Origin of the sequence: Mesobacterium hydrothermale (assembly GCF_035818635.1) — a bacterium.
Taxonomy (GTDB): Bacteria; Pseudomonadota; Alphaproteobacteria; order Rhodobacterales; family Rhodobacteraceae; genus Mesobacterium_A; species Mesobacterium_A hydrothermale.
Map to the genome: position 1 here is coordinate 170,704 of NZ_JAYLLH010000001.1, position 17,469 is coordinate 188,172.

The following is a 17,469-nucleotide window of genomic DNA, read 5'->3' on the forward strand; positions in this document are numbered from 1 at the left end:
ACCAGATTGGAAAGGGCAGGCCGGACGGGGCAAAGATGGACAGCGACAACACCATTGAAATCAACATCCTGACCTCGCTGTCGCAGATCGCGGCAGAAGACTGGGATGCCTGTGCCTGCCCCGAAGCGATGCAGGGCGGGCGGCCTCTGGACCCGTTTACCACCCACCGCTTCCTGCGGGCGCTGGAACAGTCGGGGTCGGTTGGCACCGGCACCGGCTGGGACCCGCGCTATATGGTGGCGGAGCTGGGCGGCAAGGTGATCGCCGTGGCCCCGCTTTACGCCAAGTCGCACAGCCAGGGCGAATATATCTTCGATCACAACTGGGCCCATGCCTATGAGCGTGCCGGGGGGCGGTATTACCCCAAGTTGCAGATCGCGGTGCCCTTTACCCCTGCCACCGGGCGGCGGTTCCTGACCCGTCCGGGGTATGAGGTCGCCGGCATGTCGGCGCTGGTGCAGGGCGCGGTGCAATTGGCCAGCGAGAACGGGCTGTCGTCGCTACACGCCACATTTTGCACCGAGGCCGAGGCGCTGGCCGGCGCGCAGATGGGCCTGATGCACCGGGTGACGCAGCAATATCACTGGACCAACGACGGCTATGCCGATTTCGACGCCTTCCTTGCGTCGCTGTCGTCGCGCAAGCGCAAGGCGATCCGCAAGGAACGCGCCCGTGCGCAGGACTTTGGTGGAACGATCACCACCCTGACCGGCGACGCGATCCAGCCGGAACACTGGGATGCGTTCTGGGTGTTCTACCAGGACACCGGGGCGCGGAAATGGGGGCAGCCCTACCTGACGCGGGCGTTTTTCGACCATGTGCAGCAAAGCCTGCGCGATGACGTGGTGCTGGTGATGGCGGAACGTGACGGGCAATACGTGGCCGGGGCGCTGAATTTCATCGGCCGGGATGCGCTTTTCGGCCGATACTGGGGCTGTATCGAAGATCACCCCTGCCTTCATTTCGAAGCGTGTTACTATCAGGCCATCGACCTTGCCATCGCCGAAGGGTTGCAGCGGGTCGAGGCCGGGGCGCAGGGTGATCACAAGCTGGCGCGCGGGTACCTGCCGGTGCAGACCCACAGCCTGCACTGGATCGCCGACCGGGGCTTTGCCCGCGCCGTTCAAAATTACCTGGACGCGGAACGCAACGCGGTGGCCGAAGATATCGAGATCCTGACCGCCTATGGCCCGTTCAGGAAGGACCGACAGGAGGAACAGCCATGACCGAGAAACTGTCAGACACCGGGCGCGAAACCATGCTGGCCCCGCTGCTGGGAAATGGATGGACCCTGCTGGACGGTCGCGACGCGATCACCAAGACCTTTACCTTCGCCGATTTCACCGAAGCCTTTGCCTGGATGACCCGCGCGGCGCTTTGGGCGGAAAAGTGGAACCACCACCCGGAATGGTCCAATGTCTACAAGACCGTCACCGTGGTGCTGACCACCCATGACGTGAACGGGCTGAGCGCGCAAGACGCCAAGCTGGCCCGAAAGATGGACAGTCTCTAGGGGGGGCAAGGCCGGGGCGGCACCGCCGCCCCGGGGCGATTACAACGCCGCCAGCATGGATTCGCCGCCCGACATTTCGCAGGTGCCGCGCGCCTCTTCGACATGCAGGATCTTGACCACGCCGTCTTCGGCCATCAGCGCGTACCGGATCGACCGGTCGATCAGCCCGGCGGGCGGGGCGCTGAAGGTCATCCCGACAGCCTTGCTGTAGGAGGCATCCGCATCGGCCAGCAGGGTGATCCCGGCCTCGGTCGCGCCGGTGTCGTTGCCCCAGGCCTTCATCACATGTGGATCGTTGACCGAAATACAGAGGATTTCGTCGATGCCCTTTTCGGCCAGCGCGTCCTTGGTGCGGATGAAGCTGGGCACATGCGCCGAATGGCAGGTCGGGGTATAGGCGCCGGGAACGGCAAAGATCACCACCTTGCGGCCTGACAGTTTGTCGGCCAGTGAAACCTGCTCTGGCCCGTTGTCGCCGATCCGCAGCAACGTGGCATCCGGCAGGCGGTCACCCACGGAAATGGACATGTTGAACGCTCCCTCTCAATTGCGTCTTCCACGACGCTGGATATAGGGTGCAGGGGAACGCCGCCAATGGGAAAAGCAAGGGAGTGTGCGCATGCAAAAGGTCGTTGTTGTCGGGGCCGGTCAGGCAGGGGCGTCTTGCGTTGCACGGTTGCGGTCCAAGGGGTTCGACGGGTCGATCACGCTGATTGGCGAAGAGCCGGTGCCGCCCTACCAGCGCCCGCCGCTGTCCAAGGCCTACCTGCTGGGCGAGATGGAGCAAGAACGGCTCTATCTGCGGCCTGAAAGCTTTTATGCCGAAAACGGGATCGACCTGCGTGTGAACGACACCGTCAGCGCCATTGACCGGGGCGACAGGGCGGTGATCGCGGGGGGGCATCGCATCGACTATGACCACCTTGTGCTGGCCACTGGATCGGTCCCGCGCCGCCTGCCGCCCGCGGTTGGCGGGCTGCTGGACGGCGTGCACGTCGTGCGGACCCTGCTGGATGTCGATGAAATGGCGCCCCGCTTTGTCGCAGGCGCCAGGGTGCTGATCGTTGGTGGCGGCTATATTGGGCTGGAGGCGGCGGCGGTTGCGTCCAAGCTGGGGCTGGAAGTGACGCTGGTTGAAATGGCGCCGCGCATCCTGCAACGGGTGGCCGCCGAACAGACCTCGGATTTCTTCCGCGCCGAACATCAGCGCCACAACGTGACCGTTCTTGAAGGCGTCGGCCTGACGCGCCTGACGGGTGAAGACAAGGTGACCGGGGCCGAGCTGAGCGATGGCACCACGCTTGCGCTGGATTTCGTGATCGTCGGTGTCGGCATCACCCCGGCGGCGGAACTGGCCGAAGCCGCCGGTCTGGACATCGACAACGGCATCAAGGTTGACGACCATGGCCGCACCAGCGACCCGGCGATCTGGGCGGCGGGCGATTGCGCCAGCTTCCCCCATGACGGCGCGCAGATGCGGCTGGAAAGCGTGGGCAACGCCATCGACATGGGGGAACTGGTGGCCGACAACATCCTGGGCGCGGATCGGGCCTATGTCCCGAAACCGTGGTTCTGGTCGGATCAGTACGATGTGAAACTGCAGATCGCGGGGTTGAGCACCGGGTTCGACAGCGTGGTCACCCGCCGCGATGGCGCGGCGTCGGTGTCGTTCTGGTACTATCGCGGCGACCGGTTGATCGCGCTGGACGCGATGAACGATCCGCGCGCCTACATGGTAGGCAAGCGCCTGATCGAGGCCGGCAAATCGCCCGACCCGGCGGCTGTGGCCGACCCGGAAACCGACCTCAAGGTCCTGCTGAAAGCGTGAGGATCGTCGCGGGCCGGTTTCGTGGGCGCCGTCTGGCGGCCCTGGGCAAGGGCGATGCCGGCGCGCATCTGCGCCCCACGACAGACCGCGTGCGCGAGGCGCTGTTCGGCATGCTGGACGGTGGCCGGTTCGGCGATGTGATCGACGGCGCGCGGGTGCTGGACCTGTTTGCCGGGACCGGCGCGCTGGGGCTGGAGGCGCTGTCGCGTGGCGCGGTGCAAGTGACCTTCGTCGACGATGGGCGCAAGGCCCAGGCGCTCTTGCGGGAAAACATCGCTACGCTGGGCGTCAGGGACGCGGTGCGGCTGATCGCCCGCGATGCGCTGCGTCTGCCGCCCGCCGATGCGCCCTGCGACCTGGTCTTTCTGGATCCGCCCTATGGCAAGGGGCTGGGCGCCAAGGCGCTGTCGGGGGCGCAGGCGCAAGGCTGGATCGCCCCCGGCGCGCTGATCGTCTGGGAAGAAAACGCGCCGCAGCTGGCGCCCGACGGCTTCACCCTGCTGGAAACCCGCGGCTATGGTGACACCACAGTCACGCTGCTGGAGGCGATGACCGGCCCATAAGTGCGCCGGGCAAAGCAATCCGCAGCCAATGCCCCCACGTCACTTGAAGCGTGGGCAGTGCTGCTACATATTCAACCGAACGAATGGCCACGCGAGGGAGAGACGCATGACCCTGATCAAACCGACCCGCCGGGAGTTGCTGACAATTGCCGCGGCGATGCCGGCCCTGACCCTGCCCGCCAGCATCGGCCGGGCGCAGGTGGGCCCGCCCGCGATGGGCAACCCGACGCATTTCAGCTTTTCCATCGGTCAGGCGAAAATGACGGTGATTTCCGACGGATATTTCGATCTGGGCAGCGGCGGCCTGGGGGTGAACGCCTCGCGCGAAGAGGTTGAGGCGTTCCTGGCGCAATATTTCCTGGACCCGAAAAAGGGGCTGTCGCACACCAACCACCTGTATATCGAACTGGGCGACGCAAAGGTGCTGGTCGACGTTGGCTCGGGCAACCGGTTCATGCCAACCACCGGGCGGCTGATGTCGAATTTCGAGGCCGCCGGCATTGATCCATATGAGGTCACACACGTTGTCATCACCCACGCCCACCCTGACCATATCTGGGGCATCCGTGACGATTTCGACGAAGCGATCTTGCCTGACGCGGAATATTTCCTGGGCCAGGCCGAACACGACTACTGGATGACTGACGACCTGGTGAACAAGGTCGCGCCCGAGGAACAACAGTTTGTCCTTGGGGCCGTCAACTCTATCAATGTCGATGGCGCGGAATGGAACCTGACGACCAACGAACAGGAAATCGCGCCGGGTATTCGGGTGATCGACACGCCGGGCCACACCCCGGGCCACATGAGCATCGTGGTCGAAAGCGACGGCCAGCAACTGATCGCGCTGGGCGACTCGATGAGCCACGCCTACACCAACTTTGCCCATCCCGACTGGTACAACGGGTTCGACATGGACGGCGATACCACGGTGGCCACCCGCAAGCGCCTGCTGGACATGGCGGCCGCCGATCGGATGGCGGTGATCGGCTATCACTTCCCCTTCCCGGGGGTCGGTCATGTGATGCGCGACGGCGATGCCTATCGCTTTGTCCCGGCGCTCTGGCAGTTCGAATAGGTCCTGTCACCGGCGGTCGTGACAGCGTGACCGCCGGTTTTCGCCCACCGCTGCCGGTTTTTGCCCCGGGCTGCGTGGCCTGACGGCCGCGCGGTCGTCCGGGCTATTCCCTGCTGTCAATAGGTTGGGTGGAACGTCCCAGCGGGCGACAGGGTAAAGATTTCCACCCCGTCGGCGGTCACGCCGACCGAATGTTCAAACTGCGCCGACAGCGATTTGTCGCGGGTCACGGCGGTCCAGTCATCGCCCAGAACCTTCGTTTCCGGGCGGCCCAGGTTCACCATGGGTTCGATGGTGAAGAACATGCCTTCCTCCAGCACCGGCCCGCTGCCCGCGCGGCCATAGTGCAGCACGTTCGGCGGCGCGTGGAACACCCGGCCCAGCCCGTGACCGCAGAAATCGCGCACAACGCTCATACGGTGAGCTTCGACATAGGTCTGGATCGCGTGGCCGATGTCACCAAAGGTGTTGCCGGGCCTGACCGCCTCGATCCCCTTGAACAGCGCGTCATGGGTAACCTGTATCAGCCGTTCGGCCTTGCGCGGCAGCTTGCCCGCGACATACATCCGGCTGGTGTCCCCGAACCAGCCATCGACGATCACCGTCACGTCGATGTTCAGGATATCGCCATCCTTCAGCGTCTTTTCCCCGGGAATACCGTGGCAGACCACGTGGTTCACGCTGATGCAGCTGGCGTGCTGATAGCCCTTGTAGCCGATGGTGGCCGAGGTCGCGCCCAGTTCCTCCACCCGGTTGCGGATGAAGTCGTCGATCGCGCCAGTGCTCTGGCCGGGAAACACATGCGCCGCGACCTCGTCCAGGATCTGCGCGGCGACCTTGCCCGCCGCATGCATGCCCGCGAAATCCGCCGCTTCGTAGATGCGGATGCCTTGACGTGTCACTCTGCCGCCTGCGCTGTCGTTCACCGGGTTGCTCCCTTCGCTGCTTTTGCCCTTATCTAGTGGCATTTTGCGCGAAGGGCCAGAGGGGCGGCGGCGCTTGCCCGATCGGGCGTCGGAAGGTTAGGCTGGGCGCATTGATTTGCACAAACTTCAGGATGCCCTGCCATGCGTTTTGGTCTTTTGTCCGTTTGCCTGTTTTCCGCCGGTGCGGCGCTTGCCGATCCCTGCACCGATGAAATCGCGGCGCTTTACGCCGGGGGCGCGCTGGACGCCTTTGCCCAACCGCCACACCGGATCGAAACCACGTCACGGCTGGCCGATGGCACGGTGCAATACGAATACCTCACGTTCTTCGACAGCCCGCTGCGGTCGATGAACGGGCTGAAGGGGCAGGGGCTGTTCACCTTGGCCATCGGAAGCGACACCTGGACGGGGCCAACGCCCGATGGCCCCTGGACGAAGATGCCCAACCAGATGCCCGTCGACATGGAGGCGTTTCGCCGCGACATGCAGGGACAGTTCGCGCGCAACCTGACCGAGACCGACTGCCCGGGGCTGGTCGACAGCGACGGTGAAACCTTCCGCGTCTATCGCTACACCACCCAGACCGACAAGAACGACGCGCAGGGCGGCACCTTTTTCGGCGGCAGCTATACCGATTTCATCGACCCTGACAGCGGCCTGTTGATGCGGCGCGAGGAAACCGGAAGCTTTGCCCATTACAGCCCGCAGCCGGGCACGAATGTGACGGTGTCGGTCTACAGCTACGACGATGCGCGCCGGTTGGTGGCACCGGACTGACCCCTAGGGCAGCGCGAAGGGCAGACCCTTGCCCGGCAGCACCTCTTCGGGGGTGATGCGGCAGGACAGGGCCATGACCTCGACGCCGGCGGCGATCGCATCGCGCAGGGCGGCGGCATAGGTCGGGTCGATGTCGGCCGCCAGGGTCACGCGGATGCAATCGGTGCGCTGCACCAGATACAGCATCACGGCCCGGTGCCCCGCGCCCACCATGGCCTGCAATTCGTGCAGGTGCTTGGTGCCGCGCGCGGTCACGCTGTCGGGAAATTCGGCCAGGCCCGGTTGGCGGGACAGGGTGACCGATTTGACCTCGACATAGGTGTCGGGCCCGGCGCCGGTCAGCAGAAAGTCGATGCGGCTGTTCTGGCCATACCTGACCTCGGCCCGCACCATCGGCGCGGCCAGTCCCGGCACCTCGCCCGCCATCAGCGCGGCTTTCAGCATCCGGTTCGGCACCGAGGTATCGACCCCGGTGAAATTCCCGTCGCCGTGGTCGACCAGGCGCCAACCGTATTTCAGCTTTTTCTTCGGGTCGTCGTTGGGCTCCAGCCAGATCCGCATCCCCGGATCCGCCAGGCCCATCATCGAACCGGGATTGGCGCAATGGGCGGTGATTTCACGCCCGTCGGGCAGGGTGGCATCGGCCAGAAAGCGCTTGTAGCGTCTGATCAGCGTGGCAGGCACAAGGGGGGATGGAAACCGCATGGACCACGGCCTATACCTGTCCCGACCTCGCTTCAAGGAGTGCCGGAAATGCCCAACCCAACCGCCGCGATGCTGGTGATCGGTGACGAGATCCTGTCGGGCCGCACTCGCGACGCCAACATGCATTACCTGGCCGGGGAACTGACCAAGGTGGGCATTGACCTGAAAGAGGTGCGGATCGTCAGCGACGACCGCGCCGCCATCGTGACGGCGGTCAAGGCGCTGTCCGGGGCCTATGATCATGTCGTGACCAGCGGCGGCATCGGCCCGACCCATGACGACATCACCGCCGATTGCATCGCCGAGGCGTTTGGCGCCCATATCGGTGTGCGCGACGATGCCCGCGCCTTGCTGGCGGCGCATTACGACCGGCAGGGACTCGCGTTCAACGAGGCCCGCCAGCGCATGGCGCGCATCCCCGACGGGGCAACCCTGATCGACAATCCGGTGTCGGTGGCACCGGGGTTCACCCTGGGCAACGTGCATGTCATGGCGGGGGTGCCGTCGGTGTTTCAGGCCATGGTGGCCAGCGTGTTGCCCACCCTGACCGGGGGCACGCCGCTGCTGAGCCAGTCGCTGCGCATCGAACGGGGCGAAGGCGAAATCGCCGGGCCGCTGGCGCAGCTGGCAGCCGATTTCCCGGAACTGTCGATCGGGTCCTATCCCTATCAGCGCAACGGCGTTTACGGCGCGAATATCGTGATCCGGGGCAGCGATGGCGCGATGGTCGATGCCGCGATGACCCGCCTGTCGGGGATGTTCCCCGCATGAAGCCCGACGCCAAGCGCCTGTACCGCGCCGTCGAGGCGACATGGCCGCCTTACAAGGCGGTGAACGCTGGCCCCTGGACCCTGCGCGAAGGCGCGGGCGGCGGCAAGCGTGTGTCGGCGGCGACGGCGCGGGCGGCGTTTGATGCCGATATCGACTTGCCCGCAGCCGAGGACGCGATGCGCATCCTGGGGCAGGACCCGCTGTTCATGATCCGCAATGGCGAGGACGCGCTGGATGCGGCGTTGGCGGCGCGGGGATACCAGGTGATCGACCCGGTCAACATGTATCTGATCCCGACGTATCAGCTGACCGATCTGCCGATCCCCAAGGTCATGGCCTTCACCATCTGGGAACCGCTGGCCATCATGCGCGACCTTTGGGCCGAAGGTGGCATCGGGCCGGACAGGCTGCGGGTGATGGAACGGGCCAAGGGCCCCAAGACCGGCATACTGGGCCGGATCGACGACAGCCCGGGCGGCACTGCGTTCTGTGCCATCGACGACGATGTCGCGATGATTCACGCGCTGGAAATCCGCGAGGCGCACCGCCGCAAGGGGCTGGCTGGCTGGATGATCCGGGCCGCGGCGATCTGGGCGGCGGACTGGGGCACCGAATGGCTGTCGGTGGTCTGCACCCAGCACAACAAGGGCGCGAACCTGCTTTACACCTCGTTGGGGATGGAGCTGGTGGGCAGCTATCACTATCGCATCCTGCCCCGGGAGGAGGGGGGCACGACATGACCAAGACCGATCAACCGACCGCGCTGGACCTGCCGATGATGGACCCTTTGCCGGGGCCGACGCAGAAGTATTTCGACATTTGCCAGGACAAGCTGGGCCTGGTGCCGAACGTGCTGAAGGCCTATGCCTTTGACGTGGCCAAGCTGAACGCCTTTACCGCGCTGTACAACGATCTGATGCTGGCCGACAGCGGGTTGACCAAGCTGGAACGCGAGATGATCGCGGTGGTCGTATCCTCTATAAACCATTGTTTCTATTGCCTGACCGCCCATGGTGCGACGGTGCGCGAACTGTCAGGCGACCCCAAGCTGGGCGAGATGATGGTGATGAACTGGCGGGTCGCGGACCTGACCGCGAAACAGGCCGCGATGCTGGGTTTTGTCGACAAGCTGACCCGCGAATGCTGGACCGTGACCGAGGCAGACCGCCAGGCGCTGCGCGACGTGGGCTTTTCCGACCGTGACATCTGGGACATTGCCAACGTGGCGGGGTTCTTCAACATGACCAACCGGGTGGCCAGTGCCACGGATATGCGCCCGAATGACGAGTATCACGCGCTGGCGCGCTGATCTTTGCGCCGCGCTTGTCGCGGTGCTTTTGGCCGCCCCGCTTTGGGCGGCCGATCTGACGTTGCCCGCCGGGGCGCGTCTGACGCTGGAGGATGCCAGCGACCCCGACAGCTATCTTGTGCCGCTTGGTGTCTGGGCGGACGGACGCATTCCGCTGCGATCGGTGGAAGGGGCGATCACCCGGCAAAGCTGGCGGATCGAAGGGCAGGGGGCGACGACGTTGCAGGTGATGATGCCGCTGCGGTCACAACTTCTGGCACAGGGCTATGAGGTGCTGTTCGAATGCGCCGCCCAGGCCTGTGGCGGGTTCGATTTTCGCTTTGGAACCGAGGTTTTGCCGGCCCCCGAAATGTATGTCGATCTGACCAACTATCGGTTTCTGACGGCGTGGGGCGGGGATGCGAACCGGTTCGTGACCTTGCTGGTCAGCCGCAGTTCCGCGGCGACGTTTCTTCAGATCATCCGCACTGCGCCCAGCGGCTCGAAACCCGTTGCAACGGACGTGGGCAACACACCGATCCGCGCGGTTCCGCAATGCGACCTGGCGCGGCAGTTGGAGGAGCAGGGGCATATTGTCCTGTCAGATCTGGCGTTTACGTCCGGGTCGTCGGATCTGGGCGAAGGCAGCTATGGTTCCCTTGCCGCCTTGGCAGAGTACCTGCTGGCCAACCCGTCGCGGCGCGTGGCGCTGGTCGGGCATACCGATGCGGTGGGCTCGCTCGAGGCCAACGTGGCGCTGTCGCGTCGCCGCGCGGCCTCGGTCGAGGCACGGCTGGAGCGCGCCTATGGAGTGCCCGCCGCACAGTTGAGCGCGGACGGGGTGGGGTTTCTTGCGCCGCTGGCGTCGAACCTGACCGAAGCAGGCCGGATCGCGAACCGGCGGGTCGAGGCGGTTCTGATCTCGACCGAGTGAGAGGCCGAATCACGGGTTAATGCCCTGTCGGGGCAGGGTTTTCCCGGTGGCACATCCCATGCACAATGCATGCACATTCCATGCGCATGACGATGCGGGGCGGGCCGGGTAACGGGGCGCGCGTTGCGGGGCAACGGGGCAGGCAAAGAAAAAGCCCCGGACCTGGGTCCGGGGCCGTGTACTTGTCCTGGGGGCCGATGGATCAGCCGAAGACCTTGGTCAGGGCCTTGTCGACCGAGGTGATGATCTCGTCGATGTCGTCCCTGGTGGCGATCAGCGCGGGGCTGAAGCACAGGGTGTTGTTGAAACCGGGGACCGAGCGGTTGGTCGCGCCGATGATGACGCCCTGCGCGTTGCAGTCGCCGACAACGGCCTGCACGCGCTTTTCGTCCATCGGTTCGCGGCTGTCGCGGTCGGACACCAGTTCAGCGCCCAGGAACAGGCCCTTGCCGCGCACGTCGCCGATGACGGCGTGCTTGTCTTTCAGCGCGTGCAGCTGGTCGAGCATGTAGGTGCCCATCGCGGTGCAGTTGTCGAGCAGGTTCTCGTCCTCGATGATCCGCATGTTTTCCAGCGCGGCGGCGGGGCCGGCGGTGCAGCCCCCGAAGGTCGAGATGTCGCGGAAGTAGTTCAGCGGATCGCTGGCGTCGTCCTTGAACATGTCAAAGACTTCTTCCGTGGTGACAAGGCAGGCGATGGCGGCATAGCCGGAGGCCACGCCCTTGGCCATGGTCACCATGTCGGGCTTCACGCCGTATTGCTGATACCCGAACCAGGTCCCGGTGCGGCCGACACCGCACACCACCTCGTCGATGTGCAGCAGCACGTCGTATTTCTTGCAGATTTCCTGCACCCGTTCCCAATAGCCCGGGGGCGGGGTGATCACGCCGCCACCGGCGGTCACCGGCTCGAGGCAGATCGCGCCAACGGTGTCGGGGCCTTCGCGCAGGATGACCTCCTCGATCGCGTCGGCGGCGCGCTTGCCATAGGCTTCGCCGGTCAGGTCCCACTGGGCACGGTATTCCATGCAATGCGGCACCGATACGAAACCGGGGGCGAAGGGGCCGTATTGCGCGTTGCGTTCCAGCTGGCCACCGGCAGACAGGGCGCCGATGGTGGTGCCGTGGTAATCGCGGTCACGGTAGAGGATCTTGTGCTTCTTGCCGCCATAGCGCTTGTGCGCGATCTGGCGGACCATCTTGAACGCCTTCTCGTTCGCCTCGGACCCCGAGTTGGTGTAGTAGACGCGGGTCATGCCCGGCATCTTCGAGATCAGCTTTTCCGAGAACAGCGCGCCGGGGATCGAGCCCGCCGAGCCGGCAAAATAGTTCAGCTTGATCAGCTGGTCATAGACCGCCTTGGCGATGGATTCGCGGCCGTAGCCGACGTTCACCGTCCAGACGCCGCCGGACACGGCATCCAGGTGTTCCTTGCCCTTCTGGTCCCAGACGCGCATCCCCTTGCCTTCGATGATGATGCGGGGATCGTTGGTTTCAAAGGGTTTGTGCTGGATCAGGTGATGCCAGACATGCGCCTTGTCGGCGGCCACGACGTGGCTGATATCGTTTTCGTTGAAGTTGCCGTCCATTGGGAAAACCTCTTGTGCAGGATGCAGCGCCAGACCGCCGATACGCGGTGGCGGATCGGTTCATGCTATCACATGATCGGGAATCCCTGAAAGGCAGTAGGGCCAGTTCGGCCCCGCAGGTATTGCCAGTGCCCGGTTATTGACCGGCTTCGGAGCTCATCCCGTCTAGCGTGCCGAGGGCCTGGCCCAGAAGACCATCGAGCCAGACCCGCGCGGCGTCGATCGCGGCGACATAGGGGTCGATCACCGGCGCCGCCTGGGGCAAGAGATCAAGGATGCGGGGTGCCATGATATAGACCGCGGCCAGGATCACCGCCAGCAGGATGGCATAGCGAAACCCCTTGCCAAAGCCGCTTTGGCCGGGCGCGTCGAACGTGTCTTCGGCGCGGGCCTGCGCGGTTTCAAGTTCCCGCCGTTCCGAGGCCGAGCGCAGGGTCGAATTGATTTCGTCGATGTCGGGCAGCAGATCGCGGCGCGAGCCGGCCTGCTTGACCTCTGACGCGCGGGCGGCGGGGGCCTTTGCGGCGTCTTCTTCGCGCTTGCGGCGGGCGGGGGCGGCGGTGTCGGGGTCTTCCAGCCCAAGGTCGGGCTGGCTTTCCAACGCGCCGGCCTCTGCCGCGCGGGCGCGGGCCTCGCGCTCGGCTTCGGCGCGCAGGACATCTGCGACCTTGGGGTCAAGGCTGCGGGGTCTGGGCGCGGGACGTTCCGGGGCGGCGCGTTCCGGCACTGGCCGTTCGGGCACGGGGGCCGGTTTGCGCGGCGGCAGGTCTTCGTCTTCGTCCCAGTCCATGCCGGGCAGGGTTTCATCCAGTTCTTCGGCAAGGCCCGCGTCCTGCGACGGGTGCGGCTGAAACCAGGTGTGGCCACAATTGGAACATTGGACGTCGCGCCCCGCCTGGGGAATGACATCGTCGGGAACTTCGTACTGAGCGCCGCAATTCGGGCAGATAAGCCGCATGGGTGGTCCTGTCTTTCCGGGCCGCAAGGCCGCGAGGAGGTCTGCGTTTGCACAATAGGCTGATGCGGCGCGGTGGAAAAGTCCAGTAAGTATGGGCCAGCGCATTGAATCCGAGTCGCGGCTGCGGCACAACAAGACATTGTACAGGCGGGGCAGGGTAAACCGTGATCGAGCTTGAAAACGTGGCCTACAGCTATGGCGGGGGCGAGCTTTTGGCGGACATGTCGCTGAAGCTGTCGCCGGGCACATTCCACTTTCTGACCGGGCCATCGGGCGCGGGCAAGACAACCTTCATGCGGCTGTGCTATGGCGCGCTGTTGCCGACATCGGGGCATGTGCGGCTGTTCGACCGCGACGTGCGCCAGATGGACCGCGACGCGGTGGCGCGCGCCCGACGCCGGATCGGGGTGGTGCACCAGGATTGCCAGTTCCTGGATCACCTGTCGGTGGCTGAAAACATCGCCCTGCCGCTGACCGTGTCGGGGCAGGATGCCAGCGCGCAGGATGCGAACCTGAAAGAGCTGATGGCCTGGGTCGGGCTGACCCACCGAGCCGACGCGCTGCCGCCGGAACTGTCGGGGGGCGAACGCCAGCGTGCGGCGCTGGCCCGGGCAGTGATCATGTCGCCGGACGTGGTGCTGGCGGATGAACCCACCGGCAACGTCGACTGGGAAATGTCGCAGCGGCTGTTGCGGCTGCTGGTCGAACTGAACCGGATGGGCAAGACGATCATGATCGCAACCCATGACCTTGCCCTGATCCGCGCCGCGAAACAGCATGTGCAGGCCCGGGTGCTGCGCATCGCCAACCGGCGGCTGCAACTGGCGGGGGCGGACCTGTGAAATCGGTTCTGATCATGGCCCGCGCCGTTCTGGCCCGCGATGCCGCTGCCGACCGCGTGGTGCCGCCGGCGGGGTTCACCGTGCGGCTGACGCTGCTGGCTGCCGCCGCGATGGCGTTCCTGGCGGTGTTTGCGCTGGCGCTGTCGCTGGCGGCGGGGCGCATCGCCAGCCGCTGGGGCGACGAGCTGGCACGCAGCTCCACGATCCGCATTTCCGCTCCGGCGGAAGAAGCCGACGCCCAGACCGCTGCGGCGATCCGGGTGTTGGAAACGACACCGGGGATCCTGTCGGCCCGGGCGCTGAGCGATGCCGAACAACAGGCCTTGCTGGAGCCGTGGTTTGGCCCTGACATCCCGATTGCCGATCTGCCGGTGCCCCGCCTGATCGAGGTGGTGGAGACCGAGGACGGCTATGACGGGGTGGGCCTGCGGTTGCGCCTGTCGGCCGAGGTGCCGGGCGCGGTGCTGGACGATCACAGCCGGTGGCGTCGTCCGCTGGTGACATCGGCGGCGCGGTTGCGGCTGCTGGGGTGGGTGTCGATCCTGCTGATCGCGGCGGCGACGGCGGCGATGGTGACGCTGGCCGCCCATGCGGCGCTGGCCGCCAATGCCAAGGTCATCACCGTTCTGCGGCTGGTGGGGGCGACCGACAACTACATCGCCGGGGCGTTCGTGCGTCGGTTCACCCTGCGCGCGCTGACCGGAGCGGCGGTGGGCGCGGTGCTGGCCGTGGTGGCGGTGCTGCTGCTGCCCGGCGACAGCGACGGCGTGTTGACCGGTGTCGGGTTCCAGGGCCTTGGCTGGGTCTGGCCGGTGCTGGTGCCGCTGCTGATCGCGATGGTGGCCTTTGGCGCAACTCAGGCGGCCGCGCGCCGCGTTCTGGAAGGATTGTCCTGATGGGATATGCGATCCAATACCTGCGCTCGCTGGTCTTCGTGGGGCAGATGTACCTGGCGATGCTGGTGATCGGGGTGGTGTTCCTGCCCTGGGCGGCGGTGTCGCGCAGCGGTGCCTTTGCCGCGTGCAAGACCTATTGCCGCTGGGTGATCTGGACCGCGCGCTGGATGGTCAGCCTGAAGGGCGAGGTGCGCGGCACGCCCCCCACGGACGAGGTGGTGATCGCGGCCAAGCACCAGTCGTTTTTCGACATCATCCTGATTTTCAACGCGGTTCCGGCGGGCAAGTTCATCATGAAGCGTGAATTGCTGTGGACCCCGGTGATCGGGCTGTATGCCTGGCGCATCGGCTGCGTGCCGGTGAACCGGGGTAAGCGCGGGCAGGCGATCAAGAAGATGGTGGCCGATGTGGCCAAGGGCACCGCGCGGCCCGGCCAACTGATCATCTATCCGCAGGGGACGCGCGTCGCGCCGGGGGTGCGGAAACCCTACAAGGTCGGGTCCGCGGTGCTGTATACCGAGCTGGGGCAGGATTGCGTGCCCGTCGCCACCAACGTCGGCGTGTTCTGGCCGCGCACCGGGATATATCGCAAGCCGGGCCTGGCGGTGGTGGAATTCCTGCCGCGCATTGCCAAGGGAATGGACAAGGACAGCTTCCTTGCCAAGCTGGAAGACGAAGTTGAAACCGCGTCCACCGCGCTGATGCTGGAGGCCGGATTTGATGCGAAAAATCACAACGCTTGACGACTTGCACCGCCTTTACGATGCGCCGGTGCCGTCTGCCCTGCGCAAGGTCGCGGACCGCCTGACGCCGCTTTATCGCCAGTGGATCGAAGGGGCGCGGTTTTGCGTCCTCAGCACGGCGGGGCCAGAGGGCGTGCATGGATCGCCTCGGGGGGACAACGGCCCGGTGGTGCGCGTGGCCGATGCGCAGACGCTGCTGCTGCCGGACTGGTGGGGCAACAACCGGCTGGATTGCCTGCGCGACATCGTGCAGGACGGGCGGGTCGCGCTGCTGTTCCTGGTGCCGGGCACCCATACGACGGTGCGGGTGAATGGCCGGGCGGTGCTGACCGACGATCAGGACCTGCGCGACAGCTTTGCCAAGGGCGACAAGCGCCCGAAAACCGTGATCGTGATCATCGTGGCAGAGGTCTATACCTAATGCGCCAAGGCGCTGATGCGGTCTGACCTGTGGAACCGGGACGATGCGGCGGGCCTGCCCACGGTGGGGCAGATCCTGGCCGATATGTCGGACGGGGCCTATGGCGGCGCGGAGTATGACGCCACTTACCCGGAATATGCCAAGCCGCGCTTGTGGTAGGCCCAACCGCGGCCCGCATTGACCGAAACGCAAACGGCCCCGGAGTGCATCCCGGGGCCGTTTCGTTGTTGCCGCTGGCAACGCCTGCCTTACGAATGGATCGGGCCATCGCCGCAGGCCAGCGCCGCTTCGCGCACCGCTTCGGAGAAGGTCGGGTGGGCGTGGCAGGTCAGCGCCAGGTCTTCGGCAGAGGCGCCGAATTCCATCGCGACGCAGATCTCGTGGATCAGGTCGCCCGCCGCCGGGCCGATGATATGGGCGCCCAGGATGCGGTCGGTGTCCTTGTCGGCCAGAAGTTTCACGAAGCCGTCGCCGGCGAAGACCGCCTTGGCGCGGCCGTTGCCCATGAAGCTGAACTTGCCGACCTTGTAGGCGCGCCCCTCTTCTTTCAGCTGTTCCTCGGTCAGGCCCACGGTGGCGACCTCGGGGTGGGTGTAGATCACGCCGGGGATGACGCCGTAGTTGACGTGGCCCGCCTTGCCCGCGATCACCTCGGCGCAGGCCATGCCTTCGTCTTCGGCCTTGTGGGCCAGCATCGGGCCGGTGATGGCGTCGCCGATGGCGTAGATGCCCTTGACGCTGGTCTGCCAATGGGCGTCGGTCCTGATCTGGCCGCGGTCGGTCATTTCGACCCCCAGCGCCGTCAGCCCCAGCCCGTCGGTATAGGGTTTGCGGCCGGTCGCGACGAGGACGGTTTCCGCCTCGACCTCGTGTTCGCTGTCGTCCTTGCGCAGCTTGTAGGTGACTTTCGCCTTGGATTTCGAGGTCTCGACCTTCTGGACCGCGGCGCCCATGGTGAATTCAAGCCCTTGTTTTTTCAGCATGCGCTGGAAGGTTTTCTGCACCTCGCCATCCATGCCGGGGGTGATGACATCGAGGAATTCGATCACCTTCACCTCGGTGCCGAGGCGGGCATAGACCGAGCCCAGTTCCAGCCCGATGACGCCTGCGCCGATCACCACCATGGATTTCGGCACCTTGGGCAACTCCAGCGCGCCGGTGGAGGTGACGACGATCTTTTCGTCGATCTCGACGCCGGGCAGCGACGATGGGACAGAGCCGCTGGCGATGATGATGTTCTTGGCCTCGTGCACCTCGTCGCCGACCTGGACCTTGCCCGCGGCGGGGATCGACCCCCAGCCCTTGAGCCAGTCGATCTTGTTCTTCTTGAACAGGAATTCGATGCCCTTGGTGTTGCCGTCGATGACGCTGTCCTTGTAGGCCAGCATCTGTTTCCAGTCGACCTTGGGCTTGCCGACGTTCAGACCCATGGTGGCGAAGTTGTGCTCTGCCTCGTGCAGCTGGTGGCTGGCGTGCAGGAGCGCCTTGGACGGGATGCAGCCGACGTTCAGGCAGGTACCGCCGAGGGTTTCACGGCCTTCGACGCAGGCGGTTTTCAGGCCAAGCTGGGCGCAGCGGATGGCGGCGACATAGCCACCGGGGCCCGCGCCGATCACGATCACATCATATTGGGCCATG

21 protein-coding genes are annotated in these 17,469 nt (G+C 65.4%); 15 read left to right on the top strand and 6 right to left on the bottom strand.

The window, feature by feature from the left end; all coding sequences use genetic code 11:
* Positions 1–35 precede the first annotated feature (35 nt).
* Positions 36–1,226 carry a GNAT family N-acetyltransferase gene (locus VK792_RS00805; protein ID WP_326295355.1) on the top strand — a complete coding sequence of 397 codons (1,191 nt, stop codon included), beginning with the start codon at positions 36–38 and terminating at the stop codon, positions 1,224–1,226.
* The gene (locus VK792_RS00810) at positions 1,223–1,513 is read left to right on the top strand and encodes a 4a-hydroxytetrahydrobiopterin dehydratase (protein ID WP_326295357.1); all 291 of its coding nucleotides are present in this window, start codon (positions 1,223–1,225) and stop codon (positions 1,511–1,513) included. The genes VK792_RS00805 and VK792_RS00810 overlap by 4 nt, the downstream gene beginning before the upstream one ends.
* Positions 1,514–1,552: 39 nt before the next feature.
* Here VK792_RS00810 and VK792_RS00815 read toward each other — a convergent pair whose 3' ends face one another.
* Positions 1,553–2,041: a peroxiredoxin gene (locus VK792_RS00815; protein WP_326295360.1), complete on the bottom strand. Its 489-nt coding sequence runs from the start codon at positions 2,039–2,041 to the stop codon at positions 1,553–1,555.
* Between the two features lie 91 nt (positions 2,042–2,132).
* On the opposite strand from VK792_RS00815, the gene VK792_RS00820 reads away from it, so the two are divergent.
* From VK792_RS00820 to VK792_RS00830, 3 genes are all read left to right on the top strand, one after another.
* Positions 2,133–3,341 carry an NAD(P)/FAD-dependent oxidoreductase gene (locus tag VK792_RS00820; protein WP_326295363.1) on the top strand — a complete coding sequence of 403 codons (1,209 nt, stop codon included), beginning with the start codon at positions 2,133–2,135 and terminating at the stop codon, positions 3,339–3,341.
* Positions 3,338–3,904, top strand: coding sequence for a 16S rRNA (guanine(966)-N(2))-methyltransferase RsmD (gene rsmD, locus VK792_RS00825; RefSeq protein WP_326295366.1), 567 nt, complete (start codon positions 3,338–3,340; stop codon positions 3,902–3,904). The genes VK792_RS00820 and rsmD overlap by 4 nt, the downstream gene beginning before the upstream one ends.
* 106 nt (positions 3,905–4,010) lie before the next feature.
* On the top strand, positions 4,011–4,982 hold the full coding sequence (locus tag VK792_RS00830) for an MBL fold metallo-hydrolase (RefSeq protein ID WP_326295369.1): 972 nt from the start codon (positions 4,011–4,013) through the stop codon (positions 4,980–4,982).
* A 116-nt stretch (positions 4,983–5,098) separates the two neighbouring features.
* Here the strand turns inward: VK792_RS00830 and map are convergent, their stop codons facing one another.
* On the bottom strand, positions 5,099–5,950 hold the full coding sequence (gene map / locus VK792_RS00835) for a type I methionyl aminopeptidase (protein ID WP_326295371.1): 852 nt from the start codon (positions 5,948–5,950) through the stop codon (positions 5,099–5,101).
* A 99-nt stretch (positions 5,951–6,049) separates the two neighbouring features.
* Between map and VK792_RS00840 the strand changes: the two genes are divergently transcribed.
* Positions 6,050–6,685 carry a hypothetical protein gene (locus tag VK792_RS00840; RefSeq protein WP_326295373.1) on the top strand — a complete coding sequence of 212 codons (636 nt, stop codon included), beginning with the start codon at positions 6,050–6,052 and terminating at the stop codon, positions 6,683–6,685.
* 3 nt (positions 6,686–6,688) lie between these two features.
* Here the strand turns inward: VK792_RS00840 and sfsA are convergent, their stop codons facing one another.
* Entirely contained in the window at positions 6,689–7,390 is a 702-nt protein-coding gene (sfsA, locus tag VK792_RS00845; RefSeq protein WP_326295375.1) for a DNA/RNA nuclease SfsA, read from the bottom strand.
* Positions 7,391–7,438: 48 nt separating this feature from the next.
* Between sfsA and VK792_RS00850 the strand changes: the two genes are divergently transcribed.
* From VK792_RS00850 to VK792_RS00865, 4 genes are read left to right on the top strand one after another with little or no spacing between them, the layout of a single operon-like run.
* Positions 7,439–8,161, top strand: a complete 723-nt coding sequence (locus VK792_RS00850) for a competence/damage-inducible protein A (RefSeq protein ID WP_326295377.1) — start codon at positions 7,439–7,441, stop codon at positions 8,159–8,161.
* Positions 8,158–8,901 carry a GNAT family N-acetyltransferase gene (locus VK792_RS00855; RefSeq protein ID WP_326295378.1) on the top strand — a complete coding sequence of 248 codons (744 nt, stop codon included), beginning with the start codon at positions 8,158–8,160 and terminating at the stop codon, positions 8,899–8,901. Before VK792_RS00850 ends, VK792_RS00855 begins: the two co-directional genes overlap by 4 nt.
* On the top strand, positions 8,898–9,470 hold the full coding sequence (locus VK792_RS00860) for a peroxidase-related enzyme (protein WP_326295380.1): 573 nt from the start codon (positions 8,898–8,900) through the stop codon (positions 9,468–9,470). Before VK792_RS00855 ends, VK792_RS00860 begins: the two co-directional genes overlap by 4 nt.
* Positions 9,442–10,383 carry an OmpA family protein gene (locus tag VK792_RS00865; protein WP_326295382.1) on the top strand — a complete coding sequence of 314 codons (942 nt, stop codon included), beginning with the start codon at positions 9,442–9,444 and terminating at the stop codon, positions 10,381–10,383. Before VK792_RS00860 ends, VK792_RS00865 begins: the two co-directional genes overlap by 29 nt.
* Positions 10,384–10,585: 202 nt before the next feature.
* On the opposite strand, the gene VK792_RS00870 is transcribed toward VK792_RS00865, so the two are convergent.
* Positions 10,586–11,971 carry an aminotransferase family protein gene (locus VK792_RS00870; protein WP_326295384.1) on the bottom strand — a complete coding sequence of 462 codons (1,386 nt, stop codon included), beginning with the start codon at positions 11,969–11,971 and terminating at the stop codon, positions 10,586–10,588.
* A 136-nt stretch (positions 11,972–12,107) separates the two neighbouring features.
* Positions 12,108–12,929 (bottom strand): zinc-ribbon domain-containing protein, encoded by an 822-nt coding sequence (locus VK792_RS00875; RefSeq protein ID WP_326295387.1) that lies wholly within the window; start codon positions 12,927–12,929, stop codon positions 12,108–12,110.
* Positions 12,930–13,093: 164 nt separating this feature from the next.
* Between VK792_RS00875 and VK792_RS00880 the strand changes: the two genes are divergently transcribed.
* Genes VK792_RS00880 through VK792_RS00900 form a run of 5 tightly spaced genes read left to right on the top strand, consistent with a single transcriptional unit; the run spans position 13,094 to position 15,990 of the window.
* Positions 13,094–13,771, top strand: a complete 678-nt coding sequence (locus VK792_RS00880) for a cell division ATP-binding protein FtsE (protein WP_326295388.1) — start codon at positions 13,094–13,096, stop codon at positions 13,769–13,771.
* A gap of 14 nt (positions 13,772–13,785) precedes the next feature.
* Positions 13,786–14,667 carry a cell division protein FtsX gene (locus VK792_RS00885; RefSeq protein ID WP_326295503.1) on the top strand — a complete coding sequence of 294 codons (882 nt, stop codon included), beginning with the start codon at positions 13,786–13,788 and terminating at the stop codon, positions 14,665–14,667.
* Positions 14,667–15,410, top strand: a complete 744-nt coding sequence (locus VK792_RS00890) for a lysophospholipid acyltransferase family protein (protein WP_326295389.1) — start codon at positions 14,667–14,669, stop codon at positions 15,408–15,410. Before VK792_RS00885 ends, VK792_RS00890 begins: the two co-directional genes overlap by 1 nt.
* Positions 15,388–15,831 carry an MSMEG_1061 family FMN-dependent PPOX-type flavoprotein gene (locus tag VK792_RS00895; protein WP_326295390.1) on the top strand — a complete coding sequence of 148 codons (444 nt, stop codon included), beginning with the start codon at positions 15,388–15,390 and terminating at the stop codon, positions 15,829–15,831. The genes VK792_RS00890 and VK792_RS00895 overlap by 23 nt, the downstream gene beginning before the upstream one ends.
* A gap of 15 nt (positions 15,832–15,846) precedes the next feature.
* Complete coding sequence (locus tag VK792_RS00900) at positions 15,847–15,990, top strand: PNPOx family protein (protein WP_326295391.1); 144 nt, start codon at positions 15,847–15,849, stop codon at positions 15,988–15,990.
* Positions 15,991–16,079: 89 nt separating this feature from the next.
* Here the strand turns inward: VK792_RS00900 and lpdA are convergent, their stop codons facing one another.
* The gene (lpdA, locus tag VK792_RS00905; RefSeq protein WP_326295392.1) at positions 16,080–17,468 is read right to left on the bottom strand and encodes a dihydrolipoyl dehydrogenase; all 1,389 of its coding nucleotides are present in this window, start codon (positions 17,466–17,468) and stop codon (positions 16,080–16,082) included.
* Position 17,469: the final 1 nt, after the last annotated feature.

Coding starts and splice junctions, on each gene's coding strand:
- VK792_RS00840 (WP_326295373.1), top strand. CDS start 6,050: ATGCGTTTTGGTCTTTTGTCCGTTTGCCTGTTTTCCGCCGGTGCGGCG.
- VK792_RS00900 (WP_326295391.1), top strand. CDS start 15,847: ATGCGGTCTGACCTGTGGAACCGGGACGATGCGGCGGGCCTGCCCACG.
- VK792_RS00885 (WP_326295503.1), top strand. CDS start 13,786: ATGGCCCGCGCCGTTCTGGCCCGCGATGCCGCTGCCGACCGCGTGGTG.
- VK792_RS00850 (WP_326295377.1), top strand. CDS start 7,439: ATGCCCAACCCAACCGCCGCGATGCTGGTGATCGGTGACGAGATCCTG.
- VK792_RS00820 (WP_326295363.1), top strand. CDS start 2,133: ATGCAAAAGGTCGTTGTTGTCGGGGCCGGTCAGGCAGGGGCGTCTTGC.
- VK792_RS00830 (WP_326295369.1), top strand. CDS start 4,011: ATGACCCTGATCAAACCGACCCGCCGGGAGTTGCTGACAATTGCCGCG.
- VK792_RS00805 (WP_326295355.1), top strand. CDS start 36: ATGGACAGCGACAACACCATTGAAATCAACATCCTGACCTCGCTGTCG.
- VK792_RS00810 (WP_326295357.1), top strand. CDS start 1,223: ATGACCGAGAAACTGTCAGACACCGGGCGCGAAACCATGCTGGCCCCG.
- map (WP_326295371.1), bottom strand. CDS start 5,950: ATGCCACTAGATAAGGGCAAAAGCAGCGAAGGGAGCAACCCGGTGAAC.
- VK792_RS00865 (WP_326295382.1), top strand. CDS start 9,442: ATGACGAGTATCACGCGCTGGCGCGCTGATCTTTGCGCCGCGCTTGTC.
- VK792_RS00815 (WP_326295360.1), bottom strand. CDS start 2,041: ATGTCCATTTCCGTGGGTGACCGCCTGCCGGATGCCACGTTGCTGCGG.
- VK792_RS00875 (WP_326295387.1), bottom strand. CDS start 12,929: ATGCGGCTTATCTGCCCGAATTGCGGCGCTCAGTACGAAGTTCCCGAC.
- VK792_RS00870 (WP_326295384.1), bottom strand. CDS start 11,971: ATGGACGGCAACTTCAACGAAAACGATATCAGCCACGTCGTGGCCGCC.
- sfsA (WP_326295375.1), bottom strand. CDS start 7,390: ATGCGGTTTCCATCCCCCCTTGTGCCTGCCACGCTGATCAGACGCTAC.
- VK792_RS00860 (WP_326295380.1), top strand. CDS start 8,898: ATGACCAAGACCGATCAACCGACCGCGCTGGACCTGCCGATGATGGAC.
- VK792_RS00890 (WP_326295389.1), top strand. CDS start 14,667: ATGGGATATGCGATCCAATACCTGCGCTCGCTGGTCTTCGTGGGGCAG.
- VK792_RS00855 (WP_326295378.1), top strand. CDS start 8,158: ATGAAGCCCGACGCCAAGCGCCTGTACCGCGCCGTCGAGGCGACATGG.
- VK792_RS00895 (WP_326295390.1), top strand. CDS start 15,388: ATGCGAAAAATCACAACGCTTGACGACTTGCACCGCCTTTACGATGCG.
- lpdA (WP_326295392.1), bottom strand. CDS start 17,468: ATGGCCCAATATGATGTGATCGTGATCGGCGCGGGCCCCGGTGGCTAT.